At 68.7% G+C, this 15,038-nt stretch carries 17 protein-coding genes, 1 tRNA gene and 2 pseudogenes; 10 read left to right on the top strand and 10 right to left on the bottom strand.

All coding sequences use genetic code 11. From position 1 onward, the window contains the following. Window positions 1-156, bottom strand: coding sequence for a hypothetical protein (locus tag ACPPVT_RS14270; RefSeq protein WP_426561328.1), 156 nt, complete (start codon window positions 154-156; stop codon window positions 1-3). A 422-nt stretch (window positions 157-578) separates the two neighbouring features. On the opposite strand from ACPPVT_RS14270, the gene ACPPVT_RS14265 reads away from it, so the two are divergent. Together ACPPVT_RS14265 and ACPPVT_RS14260 are read left to right on the top strand one after the other, a co-directional pair. Next, the gene (locus ACPPVT_RS14265) at window positions 579-755 is read left to right on the top strand and encodes a hypothetical protein (RefSeq protein ID WP_426561326.1); all 177 of its coding nucleotides are present in this window, start codon (window positions 579-581) and stop codon (window positions 753-755) included. A 40-nt stretch (window positions 756-795) separates the two neighbouring features. Further along, window positions 796-869, top strand: a tRNA-Ile gene (locus tag ACPPVT_RS14260). A 310-nt stretch (window positions 870-1,179) separates the two neighbouring features. On the opposite strand, the gene ACPPVT_RS14255 is transcribed toward ACPPVT_RS14260, so the two are convergent. Next, window positions 1,180-1,698, bottom strand: coding sequence for a hypothetical protein (locus tag ACPPVT_RS14255; RefSeq protein ID WP_426561324.1), 519 nt, complete (start codon window positions 1,696-1,698; stop codon window positions 1,180-1,182). A gap of 139 nt (window positions 1,699-1,837) precedes the next feature. On the opposite strand from ACPPVT_RS14255, the gene ACPPVT_RS14250 reads away from it, so the two are divergent. After that, window positions 1,838-2,086, top strand: coding sequence for a hypothetical protein (locus tag ACPPVT_RS14250; RefSeq protein WP_426561322.1), 249 nt, complete (start codon window positions 1,838-1,840; stop codon window positions 2,084-2,086). 16 nt (window positions 2,087-2,102) lie between these two features. Then, window positions 2,103-2,438, top strand: coding sequence for a DUF1990 family protein (locus ACPPVT_RS14245; RefSeq protein WP_426561320.1), 336 nt, complete (start codon window positions 2,103-2,105; stop codon window positions 2,436-2,438). On the opposite strand, the gene ACPPVT_RS14240 is transcribed toward ACPPVT_RS14245, so the two are convergent. Beyond that, a complete protein-coding gene (locus ACPPVT_RS14240) occupies window positions 2,336-3,388 on the bottom strand; it encodes a LacI family DNA-binding transcriptional regulator (protein ID WP_426561318.1) in 1,053 nt (350 codons plus the stop codon). The genes ACPPVT_RS14245 and ACPPVT_RS14240 overlap by 103 nt on opposite strands. A gap of 117 nt (window positions 3,389-3,505) precedes the next feature. Here ACPPVT_RS14240 and ACPPVT_RS14235 point away from each other — a divergent pair. Continuing rightward, window positions 3,506-4,686: pseudogene (locus tag ACPPVT_RS14235) on the top strand (phytanoyl-CoA dioxygenase family protein). Next, window positions 4,683-4,849 (top strand): annotated as a pseudogene (locus tag ACPPVT_RS14230) (SDR family NAD(P)-dependent oxidoreductase); the annotation flags it as partial. The pseudogenes ACPPVT_RS14235 and ACPPVT_RS14230, both read left to right, overlap by 4 nt. A gap of 46 nt (window positions 4,850-4,895) precedes the next feature. Here ACPPVT_RS14230 and ACPPVT_RS14225 read toward each other — a convergent pair. After that, entirely contained in the window at window positions 4,896-5,933 is a 1,038-nt protein-coding gene (locus ACPPVT_RS14225) for a Gfo/Idh/MocA family protein (protein ID WP_426561316.1), read from the bottom strand. Window positions 5,934-6,060: 127 nt separating this feature from the next. Between ACPPVT_RS14225 and ACPPVT_RS14220 the strand changes: the two genes are divergently transcribed. Then, the gene (locus ACPPVT_RS14220; protein ID WP_426561315.1) at window positions 6,061-6,225 is read left to right on the top strand and encodes a hypothetical protein; all 165 of its coding nucleotides are present in this window, start codon (window positions 6,061-6,063) and stop codon (window positions 6,223-6,225) included. Window positions 6,226-6,237: 12 nt separating this feature from the next. Here ACPPVT_RS14220 and ACPPVT_RS14215 read toward each other — a convergent pair whose 3' ends face one another. The 6 genes from ACPPVT_RS14215 to ACPPVT_RS14190 form a co-directional block, all read right to left on the bottom strand. Further along, a complete protein-coding gene (locus tag ACPPVT_RS14215; RefSeq protein ID WP_426561313.1) occupies window positions 6,238-6,732 on the bottom strand; it encodes a heme-binding protein in 495 nt (164 codons plus the stop codon). Between the two features lie 64 nt (window positions 6,733-6,796). Continuing rightward, window positions 6,797-7,648, bottom strand: coding sequence for a 3-keto-disaccharide hydrolase (locus tag ACPPVT_RS14210; protein ID WP_426561311.1), 852 nt, complete (start codon window positions 7,646-7,648; stop codon window positions 6,797-6,799). Between the two features lie 12 nt (window positions 7,649-7,660). Then, complete coding sequence (locus tag ACPPVT_RS14205) at window positions 7,661-8,482, bottom strand: hypothetical protein (protein WP_426561309.1); 822 nt, start codon at window positions 8,480-8,482, stop codon at window positions 7,661-7,663. Continuing rightward, window positions 8,479-9,522, bottom strand: a complete 1,044-nt coding sequence (locus ACPPVT_RS14200) for a Gfo/Idh/MocA family protein (RefSeq protein WP_426561307.1) — start codon at window positions 9,520-9,522, stop codon at window positions 8,479-8,481. Before ACPPVT_RS14200 ends, ACPPVT_RS14205 begins: the two co-directional genes overlap by 4 nt. Next, window positions 9,519-10,412: a sugar phosphate isomerase/epimerase family protein gene (locus ACPPVT_RS14195; protein WP_426561305.1), complete on the bottom strand. Its 894-nt coding sequence runs from the start codon at window positions 10,410-10,412 to the stop codon at window positions 9,519-9,521. The genes ACPPVT_RS14200 and ACPPVT_RS14195 overlap by 4 nt, the downstream gene beginning before the upstream one ends. Before the next feature lie 71 nt (window positions 10,413-10,483). Next, entirely contained in the window at window positions 10,484-11,566 is a 1,083-nt protein-coding gene (locus tag ACPPVT_RS14190) for a Gfo/Idh/MocA family protein (RefSeq protein ID WP_426567162.1), read from the bottom strand. Between the two features lie 245 nt (window positions 11,567-11,811). Between ACPPVT_RS14190 and ACPPVT_RS14185 the strand changes: the two genes are divergently transcribed. From ACPPVT_RS14185 to ACPPVT_RS14175, 3 genes are read left to right on the top strand one after another with little or no spacing between them, the layout of a single operon-like run. Further along, the gene (locus ACPPVT_RS14185; RefSeq protein WP_426561303.1) at window positions 11,812-13,218 is read left to right on the top strand and encodes an ABC transporter substrate-binding protein; all 1,407 of its coding nucleotides are present in this window, start codon (window positions 11,812-11,814) and stop codon (window positions 13,216-13,218) included. Between the two features lie 7 nt (window positions 13,219-13,225). Continuing rightward, window positions 13,226-14,164, top strand: coding sequence for a carbohydrate ABC transporter permease (locus ACPPVT_RS14180; protein WP_426561301.1), 939 nt, complete (start codon window positions 13,226-13,228; stop codon window positions 14,162-14,164). Continuing rightward, window positions 14,164-15,033 (top strand): carbohydrate ABC transporter permease, encoded by an 870-nt coding sequence (locus ACPPVT_RS14175; RefSeq protein ID WP_426561299.1) that lies wholly within the window; start codon window positions 14,164-14,166, stop codon window positions 15,031-15,033. Before ACPPVT_RS14180 ends, ACPPVT_RS14175 begins: the two co-directional genes overlap by 1 nt. Window positions 15,034-15,038: the final 5 nt, after the last annotated feature.

Genomic DNA, 15,038 nt, shown 5'->3' with positions numbered 1-15,038 from the left:
TCAGCTCGGGGTCGCGGCCGACATGCGGCCGCTGCCGCGGGTGGCCAACAGGCGCTGCGCGATGCGGCCCTGGGTCGCCAGCGGCAGGTCCCGCAGGTCGATCACGTTGTCGGTGCGCTCGTCGGTCTCGTTCTGGGTGCAGGTACGCGTGCTCATGGTGTCTCCTCGCTGGATCTGGCGCACCACTCGATCGGCGGCGCTGTGGGCGGTCGCGCTCAGCGGCTCGAAGTCCGCGGCGGCGTCCCGTCCATGGTGTGCAGCGCTCGCGGACGTGGATCTGTTCCCGGGTGGTTTCGGCGCGCCTGGTGGCCCATCGCCTCGGTGGCTCCGACGACCCGGCGTTGGTCGCCCTGCGGTGGTGGTCGCGAGGCGTCGACGATGTCCAGGCTGCGGTGCTGCTGGCCTAGTTGACCGGGGCGCTGGCCGCCCGGCTGGCCACCCGGCTGTCCCGTCCGAGGTGCTCGACTCCGCGAGTCCGGGGTTGCGACTTGCGCAGAGCAGGATCGCCGGCAGGCGGCAGGTATCAGCGAGGTCCCGTAGCGGGTCTACTTCCTGACCACACTGGAAGGAAGCGCACCATGAACGGGACCGAACGCAGCCTCGCCGTCGCCGGGGGAGTGCTGGGTGGCCTGCTGGCAGCCGCAGTGGGCGTGCCGGCCGCGATGGCGGTGGAGAGCGCCGCCCAGCGGCGCAACCGCCGACGCACGCTCGCGATGCGAGCGCCGTCGCAGCCCAGTGAGCCTCGCGCGGCCTGAACGGTCGGGTGCCGTAACCTCGCCCCTGACGCAGGTCGTCGGGGCGGTAGCTCAGCCGGTCAGAGCAGCGGACTCATAATCCGTCGGTCGAGGGTTCGAGCCCCTCCCGCCCCACCGCTGGATTGTGTTGTGGCGCAACGGTTCTGGGCTAGGGGTCGAGTGACCTCCCGAGGGTCCGTGTTACGGGATGGCCGGGTTCTGTGACGCCCGATGCGGCCCTCAGCGCGTCGGGTGTGACGTGCGGGTAGGTCGTGCCCACGCCGTGGCCCGAGGCTGGCGCGCGCTGAGTCCGGCCCGACAACCAGCCGCGGCTCTGATGCTCCGGATCTGCCGAAATCGTGCTCCGGGTCCGGTGCTGTGGCAGATCCGAAACAGGCAACGCCCCAGGCCTTGCGGCCGGAGGCGTTGCGGTGATGCGGGTGGATCAGTGGATGGTGAGGTTGCCGCCGGTGACGATCCCGGCAGTCGCCGGCGTCATCGGGTAGTCGACGGTGGTGTCGGCGTTCGGGCCGGTGAGCCACTGGCCGTTGCCGTCCATGTTGGCGAGCACCGCGATCATGTCCCCGTTCCTGCCGGACGTGCCGCCGTCGACGACCTTGACGGAGAAGTAGTCGGTACCTGCGTGGTGCACGGTGTAGTCGTCGCTGCCGCTGGTGATCTCGCCAGCGAAGACGGCCGTGTCGGCGTCGATCTGGTGGTACGAGCTGGCGGTGACGACGCCGTGCAGCCACATGCCGTTGCTGGCCTGGTAGTCGAGCGTGCCGCCGGTCTTGGCGTTCGCGTTGAAGATGACCTGGCCGGTGACCTGGCCGTGGTTGAAGTCCCACGTGACGCTGCCGGTCGCCTTGCCGGCCGGGGCCGGGGTGGCGGAGGCGGTCCCAGCGACTGCGAGCGGGGCGGCGATCGCGGCGGTTGCCGCGATGCCGAGGATGATCTTGCGCATGTTTTGAACCTTCGTTGGTTGTCGTTCGCCCGGCGACCCTAATGGCGACCGACGCTGCATAGAACTCTATCAAGCTTCTATGAGAGCGCTAACCAGTTCTATCTCGACCCACTGTGACCCCTGTGCTAACGTCACCCGCATGGCCCGCCCCTATGGAGACCCGGTAGAGATCGTGACGGCACCGATTCCCGCGCAGTCCCCGTTCATCCCCGTCGACGCGAAGATCGTCGTGGGGGCGGTCGCACCGGCGTCACCAGACCCGATCCCGATCGTGCTGTTGCCAGGTTTCGAGTTCCGGCTGCGCGAGTGGCGGCACCCGGAGACTCACGAGATCCACTGGCTGCTGGAGCGGAGAAAGTCCGCCCTTCAGGGCGACGACGAGGAGTAGCCCGCCCGACGGTTACGTGTGCCCGGAACGGTCACCCACGATCGGACATAGCTCGGCCCGCTTCGAGGAAGCCGCTGCTGCGCTGTTGTCATGGCAGGTCCACCGGAGCGCCGGGCTGCAAGTGCGCAGTTCCGGCACTGCAGGCGGTGTCTGCCGGGGTGCAGCTCGAGGAGGTGGCATCAGAGTCTCGACCGTAACCAGTTGGCGCTTGCTGCCTCAAGAACGCCTCAAGGGTCCGTTGGTCGGAGGTCAGCGGGAATCGGCGGCGATCAACCCTGCCGGCTCGTTGAACGGGGTGATGATCTGCACCTGGGAGGGGATGCTCAACGGACTGCCCGGCAGAGCGCCCTGAGCCTGCATCAGCAGTCGGCAAGCCCGTCGCATGTCGGCCCGCAGGTCGTGGTGCAGAACGGCCGAGACCTGACGCGTCCTGAGCAGGGCGCGGTTGTCGTCGTCGAGGTCGTGCGCCACGAAGACCTGCGGAGTCCGTCCGAGCGCACGGAACGCGGCCAGGGTTGCGCTGTTCCCGCCGCCGACGGAGTAGACCGCGCTGATACTGCGCCCGGCCTCGAGGGCGGCGCCGACGGCCTCGAGCATGGTGCTGTCGAGGCCATCGGTGCCGGTCACCTCGTGGATCGTTCGCGCGGGCGCGAGGTCACGCAGCGTCGCGCGGAAACCGATCTCACGCTCCTCCTCGCCCCTGAAGGACGAGCTGCTCAACGTCACCAGGACCCCGCCCTCGTCGCCGGTCGCCCACTGCGTGACCAGGTAGGCGGCAGTCGCGCCGGCCGCCCGGTTGTCGACGCCGACGTAAGCCACCCGGCCACTGAAGGGCAGGTCGGTGACGAACGTGACCACGGGGACACCGGCGGTCGCGAGGTCGTGCACGGCCTCCACGACGCGTGGGTCGTCCGGGGCCTTGAGGATGACGCCGCTCGAACCCCGATGCCTGATGGCATCGAGCGTGGCGGCAGCCCGATCGGCGTCGGACTCCTCGGTCAGGTGGAACCGTGCCCGGAACACGGCCGGGCGCAGTCCCGGCAGCGCGGACTCCAGAGCCGACTGGCTCGCCGACCCGAACCGGCGCGGGGTCTGCATCACCAGGTCGATGAGGAAGGTGCGCCCGGACAGCCGCACCTGCGACTGCTGACGGTCCAGCTCGACGATCGCCTGCTCGACCTGTGACGCGGTGGCAGGGCGCACCCCTAAACGCGCGTGCAGCACCCTGTCTACGGTGGCCCGGCTCAACCCGGCCTGCGCAGCGATGTCGCTGATCCGGTGCGGCCGCCCCGTCGTGGTCATGGTCAGCCCGTCCTGGGATGAGGCGTTCTTGAGGCACTTCCAGGCCTCATCATGTCTCTGATCCGGCCTAGCGTGGCATGAACCACCCCACCTGAGGACGACGCCGGAGGGCACGCGATGGCTACTTTCCCCACTCTCGATCACCACCCGGCGCGGTTGAGCAGCGCCGACTGCGACGTCGAGGGCTTCATCGGCCTGGTGCAGCAGCGCACCGACCTCGCCAACTTCCCCCGCGCCGGCGAGGTGGTCGACAACGTCCTGATCTACGACGCGGGCCGGCTCCGCGAGGAGGTGGCAAGCCCGGACGGCGAGGAGCGAGTGGCCGCCGAGCTCGTGCGGGCCCTCACCGACGGGCCGGGCGTGGTGGCCATTCGCGGGGCCTTCGTCGACCGCGCGACGGTCTCCTTCGAGGCGATCATCGCCGAGGAGAAGGAGGCCGGGGGTACGGTCGGGGACCACTTCGCGAAGGCGGGCGCCAACGACCGGGTGTGGAACGCGCTGGAGAAACTGGCAGTCCGCGACCCCGAGACGTTCGTGGACTACTACGCCAACGACATCATCGCGCTGCTCTCGCGCGCCTGGCTCGGCCCTGCCTACCAGGTCACCTCACAGGTCAACGTCGTCCGGCCTGGTGGGCAGGCTCAGGACCCGCACCGCGACTACCACCTCGGGTTCCTGGAGAACGAGCTCGTGGAGCGGTACCCGACCCACGTGCACCTGCTCTCGCCCGTACTGACGCTGCAGGGCGCCGTCGCCCACTCGGACATGCCGGTGGAGAGCGGACCCACGATGTACCTGCCGTACTCGCACCAGTACGTCCCGGGCTACCTGGCCTGGCGCCTTCCGCAGTTCCGCAGCTACTTCGGCGAGCACTTCGTGCAGCTCCCGCTGGCTAAGGGGGACGCCGTGTTCTTCAACCCTGCGCTGTTCCACGGCGCCGGGACGAACGTCCCGCTGACATCCAGCGCGTCGCCAACCTGCTACAGGTGTCGTCCGCGTTAGGCCGCGCGATGGAGTCCGTCGACCGTGCCCGCGTTGTCCGGGCCCTCTACCCGTCCCTGCTGGGCCGCAAGGCGAACGGCCTGACCGAAGCCGGAGTGGCCAACGCGCTGGCCGCGGCTGCCGAGGGCTATCCGTTCCCCACCAACCTCGACCTCGACCAGCCCATCGGCGGCCTCACTCCCCGATCGCAGGCCGAGATCGTCCAGGACGCCCTGGACGCCGGTGTCCCCGAGGCCGAGCTGTCGGACCTCCTCCAGGACCACACCCGTCGACGCTCGACGGCAGGCTCGTGTTGACCCTGCTGGACGACAAGGTCGTGCTGGTAAGCGGGGGAGCCAGGGAGTCGGCGCAGCCGTGGCCCGTGCCGCAGTCGACGCCGGCGCCACCGTTGCCGTCTTCGGGCGACGCCAAGACGTCGGCCGCGACCTAGCGGCCGAGCTGCAGAAGCGAGGTGGCCGCGGCGCCCTGTTCGCGCCAGGAAGGGTTGTGGCCAGGCCAGTTCAGGTCACGCGCTGACGGCTCCGAGCCGCGCGTGAGCCGTGGTGAGCACTCGCAGGATGGCGAGGGTGTCATCGTGCGGCATGACCGGGCTCTGGATGTCCCCGGCCCGCACGCCTCGCTGCACCTCGCGCAGTTGCGGCAGGTAGCCGGATCCTTCCGTCTCGGCCAGGAACTCGACGGGAGCCCGCCCGGGTCGGTGCAGCGTCATCCGTTCCGAGTTGTACAGCGGGGGACCGAGCGTGATCTGGGCGCCCGACGTCCCCTGGACCAGCGCGCTGCTCGGGCCGTCGAGTCGCAGCGAGCACGTTGCCACGCCCGCGGCGCCGTTCGGATAGCCCATGAGCAGCGTGACGCTCTCATCGACGCCCGTGCCGGCCAGCGAGCCCACGACCGACAGTTCGGTCGGCTCGCCGAGCAGCGACTGGATGAGCGAGACCGGGTACGGCCCCATGTCGAAGAGCGCGCCACCACCGAGTGCCGGGTTCCACAGCCGGTGCTCGACGTCCGCCGGCGGGAACTGGAAGCTGAAGTCGGCCACGATCCTCATGACGTCGCCCAGCACGCCGTCCGCTATGAGCTCTCGTGCCCTCGTCGACAGGACCGTGAACCGCGTCCATACGGCCTCCATGAGGAAGGAACCGTGTGTCCGGGAGGCTGCCACCAGCTCGACGGCGTCCGCGTACCGCGAGGTGATCGCCTTCTCCACCAGCACCGCAGTGCCGGACTCGAGCGCAGGCAGGGCCGCGGCGGCATGGAAGGGGTGCGGCGTGGCGACGTAGAGGACGTCGATCTCCGGCAGCATGTCGGCCACCTGCTCGAAGACCGCGAGGGTGGGTCGCTGGCCACCTTCCGGGACGAGCAGGTCGGCGGCGAACGCCTGACCTCTTTCGGCCGAGCGCGAGGCCACCGCGACGAGCTCCGCGTCCGGGAGGCGGAGCAGGTCGGACATGACCCGCCGGGCGATCGTTCCGGTGCCGACCACGCCCCAGCGCAGAGCTCGGTTTTGGGTCGTCTCGTCGGGTTTGCCTTCAGCCTGGGTCATCGTCGGGCCTCACCCTCGCGTTCGGTGTCCAGGAGCGCGACAGTCTCGCACCTGGGCGAGATGGGAGATGATGAGGTTGACGACGTAGTCGCCGACGTGGATCGTCAGCTGAGGCGGGAGGTGAGGCATGACGCGCATCATCTGCATGGTCCTCGGACACGACTGGGCTCACATCCGGGCACCCGGCAGCACCAGCAGTCGAGACTTCTACAACAAGTGCCTGCGCTGCGGCCGAGTTGATGAGAACCCGCGCACCTTCCCGGTCACTGGTGGCTCTGTCAACGACCGCTGACGGTGGTCGTCCTCACTCAGCCGAGGTCGACGGGCCCTGATCCAGGTACTCCTGGAGCGAGGCGACGATGAAGTCGTGGTCCTCATCCGAGGTGAGTCCGGAGACGGTGACGGCCGCGACCACCCCGACCCCGCGGACCCTGAGGGGAAAGGAGCCTCCGGCGTTCGTGTACAGCTGGGAGTCGAACCATCCCGCGGTCCACACATCAACTCCCTGCGCCGCGAAGCGTTCCGCCAGCAGGGCCGTGCTCATCTCGAACCGAAAGACCGTCCGAGCCTTGCGGTCCAGCCAGGCCTGGTTCTCAGCAGTGGCGCCGGCAAGAGCGGAACGGAACAGGACCAGGCCCGGACGCTGGACGTCGATGATCACGGCCGCGCCCTCGCGCAGGGCACGTGCCACCATCTGCTCACCGAGCCGCCACGCCGCGGCGTTGTCGAAGGAGTCGAGCACGAGCTGACTCTCTCGCGAAGCAAGCTCTGCGGCCCTGCTCGGGCTGTCCTGTGCCATGACGACTCCCTGGCTCGGCTATCTCGGTGAGGTGGTCGCGTCGCGATCGTGGCCGCACGAGGTGTCAGAGCTCTCGAATCGCGATGTTGCGCCAGCGGCAACGTGCGCCGGGTCCCCAGCGTTGTCCGCCCATCAAAGGATCGTTGTCGTGCACCTCGAGAGAGAGCCGGCCGGCGGGTCCGAGCGCTGCGGCGACGGCGTCCGCGTCGTAGTTGGGGTGGTCGATGGCGCCGAGGTCTATCTCCGCCACCAGCAGGTCGTTCACCCAGGTGGTGATGACCGGCTTCGCGCCGACGCAACGGATACGCAGCGTGTTCCAGTCGCCGAACCGCCAGCGCGACAGGAACTCTGCGCCGTCCCCCTTGCGGGACAACATAGCCAGCTTGTCCTCGGTCATCGGCTCGACGCTGGTCGCGGGGTCCTCCAGCGTGAGCCCGCTCGCTCGGCCGCTCATGTCGTACACAGCATCGAGGACGAACGGGACGGCATGGAAGCTGCCGGTTCCGTTCCCGAAGAAGCCGCCGATCGAGCCCGACTTCCGGTGGTCCACCAGGACCTGGAAGCCTTCCCACGAGTCGGGACGACGGCGGACCATGACTCCGGTGTCGGCGGGCCAGTCCGGGTTCATCTCCAGCACGAGCTCGAAGTCGCCGAACTCGCGCTCGCTGACGAGGTAGCCGCCGTACCCGGGAAGCTCAGGGTCCTGGTAGCCCTCGATCACGCCGTCCACGACCTCCCAGCGGGCAGGATGCGCGGCCGCGTTCACCTCGTAGTCCGCAGGCAGGTCGGGGTTGACCTCGCGCACCGTCGGGCCGCCCGGCCACACCGTCCCGTAGGTCCGCGGCACGGCGAACCAGCCATCCAGCGAACGGCCGTCGAAGATTGGCTCGAAGCCGGGCTCGGTTCGACCGGTCACTACCCCTCCTCCTCAGGTCAGGCTGGCGATGCGGTCCAGGTCGTCCGCGAGGAAGTCGAGGTCCGCCAACGCCTGCTGCGACGTGACCGCCTCGACGAGTCTCCGCCACGACGCGCGCGACGCCGACTCGTACCAGGACGGCAGCACCGACTCACCCTGGTCGTCGACCACGGATGCCCTGGCGGGCGCCGCCGTCCCGCCTTCGGGGACGACGAGGTGGGCCTCGCCGGACGCCGTGTAGATGGCCAGTCGCGCCCCGGCGGGGGAGACCGAGGTGCGGACCGCCGACAACGCAACTGCGCTCGCCCCGCGCCGCGCGTTCACGGTATGGCCGCTTGCCCCTGACGCGCTGAATGTCACCTCGTCGATCGGCCCGAGGACGGCGCGCAGGAGGGCCAGCTGGTCGAGCAGAACGCTTGCCGGAGAACGGGGATCGTCCTTCGCCACGATGGCCACGCTGTCGGCGAGGGCTACGTCGTCCAACCGCGCCCGCGTCGAGTCAGCGAGCTGGGCCACCGCCGGATGCGCTGCCCAGACGGTCTCGACAACGACCGGGAGCCCGTTGTCCCGGGCCCGAGCGGCCAGCTCGTGGACGGCGGCGGCGGCTGGTCCGGGACGTGGGTGCACGACGAGGATGCCGAGCACGCCGGACGACGCAGTCTCGGTGGCGACGGTGAGCCAGTCCCGTTGCCGGCCGTCGACCGCAACCAGCTGCGCCGGTTCGGACGCGGCGACACCGAGCGACAGCGGCAGGCTGGCCCACACGATGCGCTGTGAAGCCAGGAAGTCGTCCCCCGACCGGTCGGCCACACCCACCTGCAGCAGCCTGCTCATGCCGCAGCCCCGCGCTCGATGGCGGCGGCGGCGCCGTCCGCGATGTCCGTCGTGAACGTCAGGTCGTCCAGCACGTCGCTCAGCGGATGGTGCGGCTGCGTCTGCCCGGTCACCAAGTCGTGCAGCTCGATCCACTCGCCTTCGTAGCCGTTGTGCGACCACGGTCCGAGCCGCTGCTCGCCGAGCGCTCCGCGGATGATCGCGGTGGCCGACCCGCCATGCACGTAGGACGGGGTGAACTGCACCCGCAGAGACCAGTCGTCCCCCCAGACCTCCAGGCGCCAGTCAGGTCGCCACAGCGGTCGCATGAACGCGAGCAGGTCGACCCGGCGTCCCGCGGCGGTGAGCGAGATCGCACCACCGAACGGCGTGAAGAACTCGGCGTGGTCGATGGAGTCCAACGTCGGCGCGAAGGTGCGGACCAGCGAGAGGTCGTGCACGGACAGTCCTAGGACGAGGCCTCGGATGCGATCCATCCGCGCCTGCGTGTCGGGCGGTCCGGACGGTGCCGGCGGAGCGGGGCGGCTGGCGATCTGGGTCGCCCAGTCCTCGTACCGGTCGTTGAACGGCAGCACGATCGTGGACCGGACGGTGTGCGCGCTGTCGATCCGGTCGGCGCAGGCGTCCAGTGCTGCCAGCCAGCCCGGGTCGTAGGCGTGCATGGCTCCCACCACCAGCGGTACGCCCGCCGCGGTCACTGCCTCGGCGATCTGGGTGGCCTCGTCCCGCGTGGTCGCCAACGGCTTCTCGCACAGGATCCCGCGCTTGCCGGCCGCACAGATCGCGGCCACCTGCCCGGCGTGGAACTGGTGAGGGCTGCAGACCGCCACGACCTCGACTTCTGGGTTGTCCAGAACGGCCTCCATGGTGGTCGCCGCCTCGGCACCCGCCCGGGCGGCGACTGACTCCGCGACCGACGCGTCGACGTCCATCACGGACACGACGCGGAAGCGGTCGGCCTGCCGGGCGAGGGTCGGCAGGTGGATCGCCTGCGTCACCGGCCCGGCACCGAGGATCCCGACCCCGAGCGTCTGACTCATGCCGACCCTGCCTGTTCAGGCTGTTCGGTGATCCAGCGGAACGACGCGGCAGTCGACTCCTCCTTGCTGGGCAGGTCCGGGACGTCGACCTCTACCACGAACCAGCCGTCGTAGGTCGCCGGAAGGGCTGCGAAGACGGCCTCGAAGTCGACGTCGCCTCGGCCCGGTTCGGTCCAGACGTGCTCGACGGTGGTGGCAGCCATGTAGTCGTCCTGCTGGTCGCGGGCCGTTGCGGCGGCGACCCGGTGGACGTCCTTGAGGTGCACCGCGCCGACCCGGTCCGCGTAGTCCCCGACGAGGGCGGCTGGGTCGCTGCCGCCCCAGAAGAGGTGGCCGGTGTCCGGGCCGAAGGACAGCACGGAGGCGTCGATGGTGTCCAGCATGGCGCGCACCTCGTGCTCGGTCTCGATCCAGCTGCCGACGTGCGGGTGGAAACACGGGGTTAGGCCCTCAGCCGTGATCGCCCCGGCTACCAACGCAATCCGCTCGATGACCAGCTCCAGGCGGGACGCGTCGAAGTCCGCGCCGACCGCCGGACTGGCGATCCGCTCGGGGCTGAGGTGGCTGGCCAGGAACACCTCGCTCAGGCCGAGCTCCAGCTGGACACCGGCGTGCGCCTTCGCCGCCTCGACCAGTGCGGGCAGCTCGTCGACCGGGACGTCGAAGTATGCGCCGAAGTAGCCGGGGGCCGGACGCACGCCGTGGTCGGCGAGGACGGCGCGGTACTCGGCGGCGGACCACTGCTCCGGCACGTCGGAGTGCATCGCCGTGAAGCCGGCGTCGGCGATTCCAGCGACCGCGGCGCGGACCGTCGTCGGGCTGAGGTCGAAGCCATCCGGTCCGAGCACCCACGGCAGCGGGTTCACGGCGACCTTCGATGCGAGTGCCATGTGAGACGTACTCCGTTCGTTGAGGGGTTGATCTCGAGCGGGTCAGGCTGGGGCGGTCAGCACGCCGAGCTTCAAGGGGTCACCGCCGTCCACGCTGCCTCGCGCGCGGATCGGACGACGGCGTCGACGATCACTGCCGAGCGGGCTCCGTCGGCGAAGGTGGGCAGCCCGTCGGGCTGCTCGCCGCGCACCGCCGCGTACGTGTCCGCGACGAAGGCGGCAAAGCAGTCCCCGTAACCCTGGGCGTGCCCAGCCGGCAGGTAGCTGAGCCGACGTTGCTCGGCCGACCCGGACGCCGAGTCGCGGACCACGCAGCGGCTTCCTTCGCTACTGCCGAGCCAGAACGACTCCGGATTCTCCTGGTCGAAGGACGCGCTGCCGCCGGCACCGTCGAGCTCGAACCACAGCCGGTTCTTTCGCCCCGCGGCCACCTGCGAGATCACCACCGACCCAGGGATCCGGTCCGCCGTCCGGAACAGGACGGTTGCGATGTCCTCGGTGGACACCGCTGCGGTCTTGCCGTCGGCACGACCGCCGAACGTGGCGCCGCCGCCGTCAGGTCGTTCGGCGATGGCGATCGACAGCTGTGCCGTCAGCTCCTGGATCCGCTGGCCGCTCACCCACTCCACCAGGTCGCACCAGTGCGATCCGATGTCGGCGAACGCTCGGGAGGCACCACCCTGCGCGGGGTCGACACGCCAGTTCGACGCGTGCGCCGAGCGCAGCCAGTCCTGGAGGTAGTGGCCGTGCAGGAGGTTCCAGTCGCCGAACTCGCCGGCTTGCACGCGGGCTCGGATCTCCCGCACGACCGGGTGGTAGCGGTAGACGAAGGGCACGGTGGCCACCACGCCGGCGCGTGCGGCGAGGTCCGTCATCTCCTGAGCCTGTGCCGCGGTGACACCGAGAGGCTTCTCGCAGATCACGTGCTTACCGGCCGCCAGAAGTGCCTGCACGTACGGCGCGTGCGTGGCGTTGGGACTGCACACGTGGACGACCTCGGCCTCGCTGGCCGCCAGCTGCTCGAGGCTCGAGTAGCCATCCGCGACGCCCCACGCCTGGGCGGCTTCCCGCGACCGTTGCTGGCTTGACCCCAGGACACCCACGACCTGCCCGCCGGCGATCAGCGCACTGCGCCGGTGCACGGCTGCGATCATCCCGGTGCCGATGATGGCGACGCGTGGCGCTGGGTGTTCGCGCTGGCGCGGGACCTGCGTCGATGTCGGGTGCGGACCGTCCACCGTCAGGTCGCTTGCCACGGCGCCACCTCTTGATCTGGCGAGCTTTTAGTCGAGGCCGTCCGGCGCGTCAGTCGCACGGCATCGGGGTGAGGCTGACGCTAGGGACGCACGAGAGTGGGTACAAGGACTGAGTTAGGTCCGCAGAAAGCAATATTCAGACATTGCAGGCATACGTGGATGGGCATTTAACTGCGGACGATCGCATCATCAGCCGGCGCGCGGCGCCAGTCGAAGGAGACACCATGAATGATGTGCGGGCCACCGGCCTGGATCTTTCACGTCGTGGCTTTCTCGCTGCCATCGGAGCCGCAGCCGCGGTGCCGGTCCTGGCCTCGTGCGGAGGCGACAGCAGCAGCGGCGGGAGCGGCAGCAGCAAGGCGATCAAGTTCTGGGACATGCCTTGGGGCGGTACGGACTACAACCCGGCGGCGCAGAAGCTGGTCGGGACCTATGTCCCGACGGGTAGCAACGGGAAGGCGACCTACCAGACCATCCAGTGGGCGAACTTCACCCAGACCTTCTCCTCCGCCATCGCGTCGAACACCGGCCCCGCAGTGAGTTCCGGCGGCGGCTTCCAGGCCTTCCAGTACGCGCAGCAGGGTGCGATCGCCTACGCCGACGACCTCATCGCGACGATGAAGAAGGACGGCACATACGACGACTTCATCGCAGGCCAGGTCGAGGCCATGAAGACCTCGAAGGGCTACGCGGCTGTTCCGTGGCAGCTGGACATCCGGGTCTGGTGGTACAACAAGAAGATCTTCGACCAGCTCGGCCTCACGCCGCCGACGTCGTGGGACGAGATGATGACGGTAGGCAAGGCGCTGGCCGCCAAGGGGCACTACGGCTTCGCGGCAGGTGCGGGGGCAGGCAACAACCTCGGCGCGCACTTCATGGTCATGATGATGATCAACAACGGTGGCGGCCTGTTCGACCCGAGCGGCAAGGTCGCTGTGGACACGCCCACCAACCTCCAGGCCATGCAGTTCGTCAACGAGCTGGTCAAGGCGAAGATCGTCGACCCGCGCTCGGTGAGCTACACGGGCGACAACCAGAACGCTCAGTGGAAGAGCGGCAAGTTCGCCATGGGCATCGACACCGCCGGCCTGGACGGCAATGTCGGCGACACGGCCGGAGACCTCGTCGTGATGAAGCCGTTGTCCGCCCCGGCCAGCGGGCCGGCCTGCCTGGTGTTCCAGAACAACCTCATGATGTACAAGAACACTCCGTCCCAGGCCAGCTCCGAGGCCTTCCTGCTCTGGTACGTCAAGCACATGCAGGCCTACTGGTTGAAGAACCCGCCCCTGCTGTCCGGACTGCCGGTACTGAAGTCGATCGTCGCACTGCCGGCCTTCCAGGAGCAGAAGAACAAGGTCGCCGCGATCAAGGACTGGGTGCCCGTAGCGAAGACCTACGCCTCACAGGGGACCGAGCTGACGCCCGCCCTCGCGCAGGTCGACGGCGGCCAGCCACTGCAGGCCTTCACCCAGACGATGCTCGGTGGCGGCGACCCGAAGGGCGCTCTGCAGACACTCCAGAAGCAGCTCGACGCGATCATCAAGCAGTGAGGTAGCCATGACGACCCTTCCGGCGGCCCAGACAACCAGCCGGGTGGCGAGGCGCGCCGGCCCGAGCAAGCCGCCCGGCGGCCCATTCAAGCCTGGTCAGCTCACGCTGATCTTCTTGGTGGCTCCGTCGGTGCTGCTGCTCATCCTCATCAACGGCTACCCGTTCATCTACGCGATCTTCCAGTCCGTGCACGACGGGACCCTGATCAGCAAGGGCTCCTACGTCGGGCTGGACAACTACCAGGCAGTCCTGCAGAGCGCGGACTTCTGGGCAGCCGCCAGGTTCACCGTGATCTTCACCCTCGTCGGCGTGTTCGGCAGCTGGATCGTCGGCCTGGGCATGGCGTTGCTGCTGCGCACGGACGTGCCGTTCAAGGGCACCTTCAAGGTGCTGCTGCTGCTGCCCTGGGTCGTGCCGGTCGTCGTGTCGGCCACGGCCGTGAACTTCCTCGTCGCGACGGCGGACAGCCCGATCCCCAAGCTCTTCCATGCCATCGGTCTCGGCTCGCCGCTGTTCCTGGCCGATCCCACCTGGGCCAAGGTGTTGGTCTGCGTCTACAAGGTCTGGGTCAGTTTCCCGTTCATGATGCTGATGGCGAGCTCCGCCCTGGCCAGTGTCGACGACACCGTCTACGAGGCCGCTCGGGTGGACGGCGCCGGGTCGGTGAAGCAGTTCCTGTACATCACGATGCCGATCATCGCCCGGCCGACATATATCTCGTGGATCCTGATGACGATCTTCTGCGTCAACGACTTCCCGACGATCTTCCTGCTGACGGCCGGTGGCCCGATCAACGCCACGACGACGCTTGTCATCCTGGCCTATCGCACGGTGTTCCAGAACTTCCAAGTCGGGCCCGGTGTGGCCATCGCCCTGATCATGACGGTCGTCTGCGTCATCGTCTCGACGGTGCTCTACCGCCAACTGAAGAAGGCGCATGTGTGATGACCATCCTCCATGAAACCGTCGAAGCCCTCCCGCAGGTTGCCCACCGCGAGCCGCAGCGGAAGAGCGGCATGCGCTGGGTGCGGTTCCTGATCGTGCTGGTCATCACCGCGATCGCGATCGTCCCCGTCGTGGTCGTCCTGGTGCTGTCCATACGCCCTGGCTCCGGATCGTCGACCACGGCTGCCGTCACGCTGGAGAACTTCAGGAACATCTTCGCGAACACGCACACGTTGCTGTGGCTGCGCAACAGCCTCGTGGTGACGTTGGGGACGGTCTTCGTCTCCGTGCTCGTGGCCGCCCCAGCCGGCTACGTCCTGTCTCGCGGACGGGGCAGGACCGTGTCCGGCTACTCGCTGCTGCTGTTCATCGTGCAGTCGTTCCCGGTCATCACGGCCGTGATCCCACTGTTCATCCTCTTCGCGAAGCTGCACCTGGTGGACAACCTGGCCGGCCTAGGCATCATCTACGTCGGCGCCTCGATGTCGGTCGCGATCTGGATGATGGCTGCCTATATGGACTCGATCCCACGCAGCCTCGAAGAGGCGGCCTGGATCGACGGCGCGTCGGTGTTCGGCGGGTTCTTCCGGATCGTCCTGCGCAACTCCCTGCCTGGCGTGCTGGCGACAGCCATCTTCACCTACCTGGTGTCCTGGAACGACTACCTGGTGGCAATCGTCTTCATCCGGACCGAGACGAAGTTCACGCTGCCCCTCGGCGTCGAGTCGTTCTTCCAGCAGAACGTGACCGACTGGGGTTCGGTCATGGCCGTCGCGGTGGTGATGATGGCCCCGCCGGTCCTGGTGTTCGCGTTCCTCAACCGATGGTTCAGTGTCGGCGGAATCGGCGGATCCCTGGCCGGGCAGTAGGCGAG

Source organism: Angustibacter sp. McL0619 (genome assembly GCF_049994355.1).
Classification (GTDB): Bacteria; Actinomycetota; Actinomycetes; order Actinomycetales; family Angustibacteraceae; genus Angustibacter.
The sequence above is the reverse complement of the archived record's forward strand: the minus strand, read 5'-3'. Positions and strand labels throughout refer to the sequence as shown.

Excerpts from the sequence above, each read along its gene's own strand:
- ACPPVT_RS14270 (WP_426561328.1), bottom strand. The coding sequence starts at position 156 with ATGAGCACGCGTACCTGCACCCAGAACGAGACCGACGAGCGCACCGAC.
- ACPPVT_RS14265 (WP_426561326.1), top strand. The coding sequence starts at position 579 with ATGAACGGGACCGAACGCAGCCTCGCCGTCGCCGGGGGAGTGCTGGGT.
- ACPPVT_RS14255 (WP_426561324.1), bottom strand. The coding sequence starts at position 1,698 with ATGCGCAAGATCATCCTCGGCATCGCGGCAACCGCCGCGATCGCCGCC.
- ACPPVT_RS14250 (WP_426561322.1), top strand. The coding sequence starts at position 1,838 with ATGGCCCGCCCCTATGGAGACCCGGTAGAGATCGTGACGGCACCGATT.
- ACPPVT_RS14240 (WP_426561318.1), bottom strand. The coding sequence starts at position 3,388 with ATGACCACGACGGGGCGGCCGCACCGGATCAGCGACATCGCTGCGCAG.
- ACPPVT_RS14225 (WP_426561316.1), bottom strand. The coding sequence starts at position 5,933 with ATGACCCAGGCTGAAGGCAAACCCGACGAGACGACCCAAAACCGAGCT.
- ACPPVT_RS14220 (WP_426561315.1), top strand. The coding sequence starts at position 6,061 with ATGACGCGCATCATCTGCATGGTCCTCGGACACGACTGGGCTCACATC.
- ACPPVT_RS14215 (WP_426561313.1), bottom strand. The coding sequence starts at position 6,732 with ATGGCACAGGACAGCCCGAGCAGGGCCGCAGAGCTTGCTTCGCGAGAG.
- ACPPVT_RS14205 (WP_426561309.1), bottom strand. The coding sequence starts at position 8,482 with ATGAGCAGGCTGCTGCAGGTGGGTGTGGCCGACCGGTCGGGGGACGAC.
- ACPPVT_RS14200 (WP_426561307.1), bottom strand. The coding sequence starts at position 9,522 with ATGAGTCAGACGCTCGGGGTCGGGATCCTCGGTGCCGGGCCGGTGACG.
- ACPPVT_RS14195 (WP_426561305.1), bottom strand. The coding sequence starts at position 10,412 with ATGGCACTCGCATCGAAGGTCGCCGTGAACCCGCTGCCGTGGGTGCTC.
- ACPPVT_RS14190 (WP_426567162.1), bottom strand. The coding sequence starts at position 11,566 with ATGATCGCAGCCGTGCACCGGCGCAGTGCGCTGATCGCCGGCGGGCAG.
- ACPPVT_RS14180 (WP_426561301.1), top strand. The coding sequence starts at position 13,226 with ATGACGACCCTTCCGGCGGCCCAGACAACCAGCCGGGTGGCGAGGCGC.
- ACPPVT_RS14175 (WP_426561299.1), top strand. The coding sequence starts at position 14,164 with ATGACCATCCTCCATGAAACCGTCGAAGCCCTCCCGCAGGTTGCCCAC.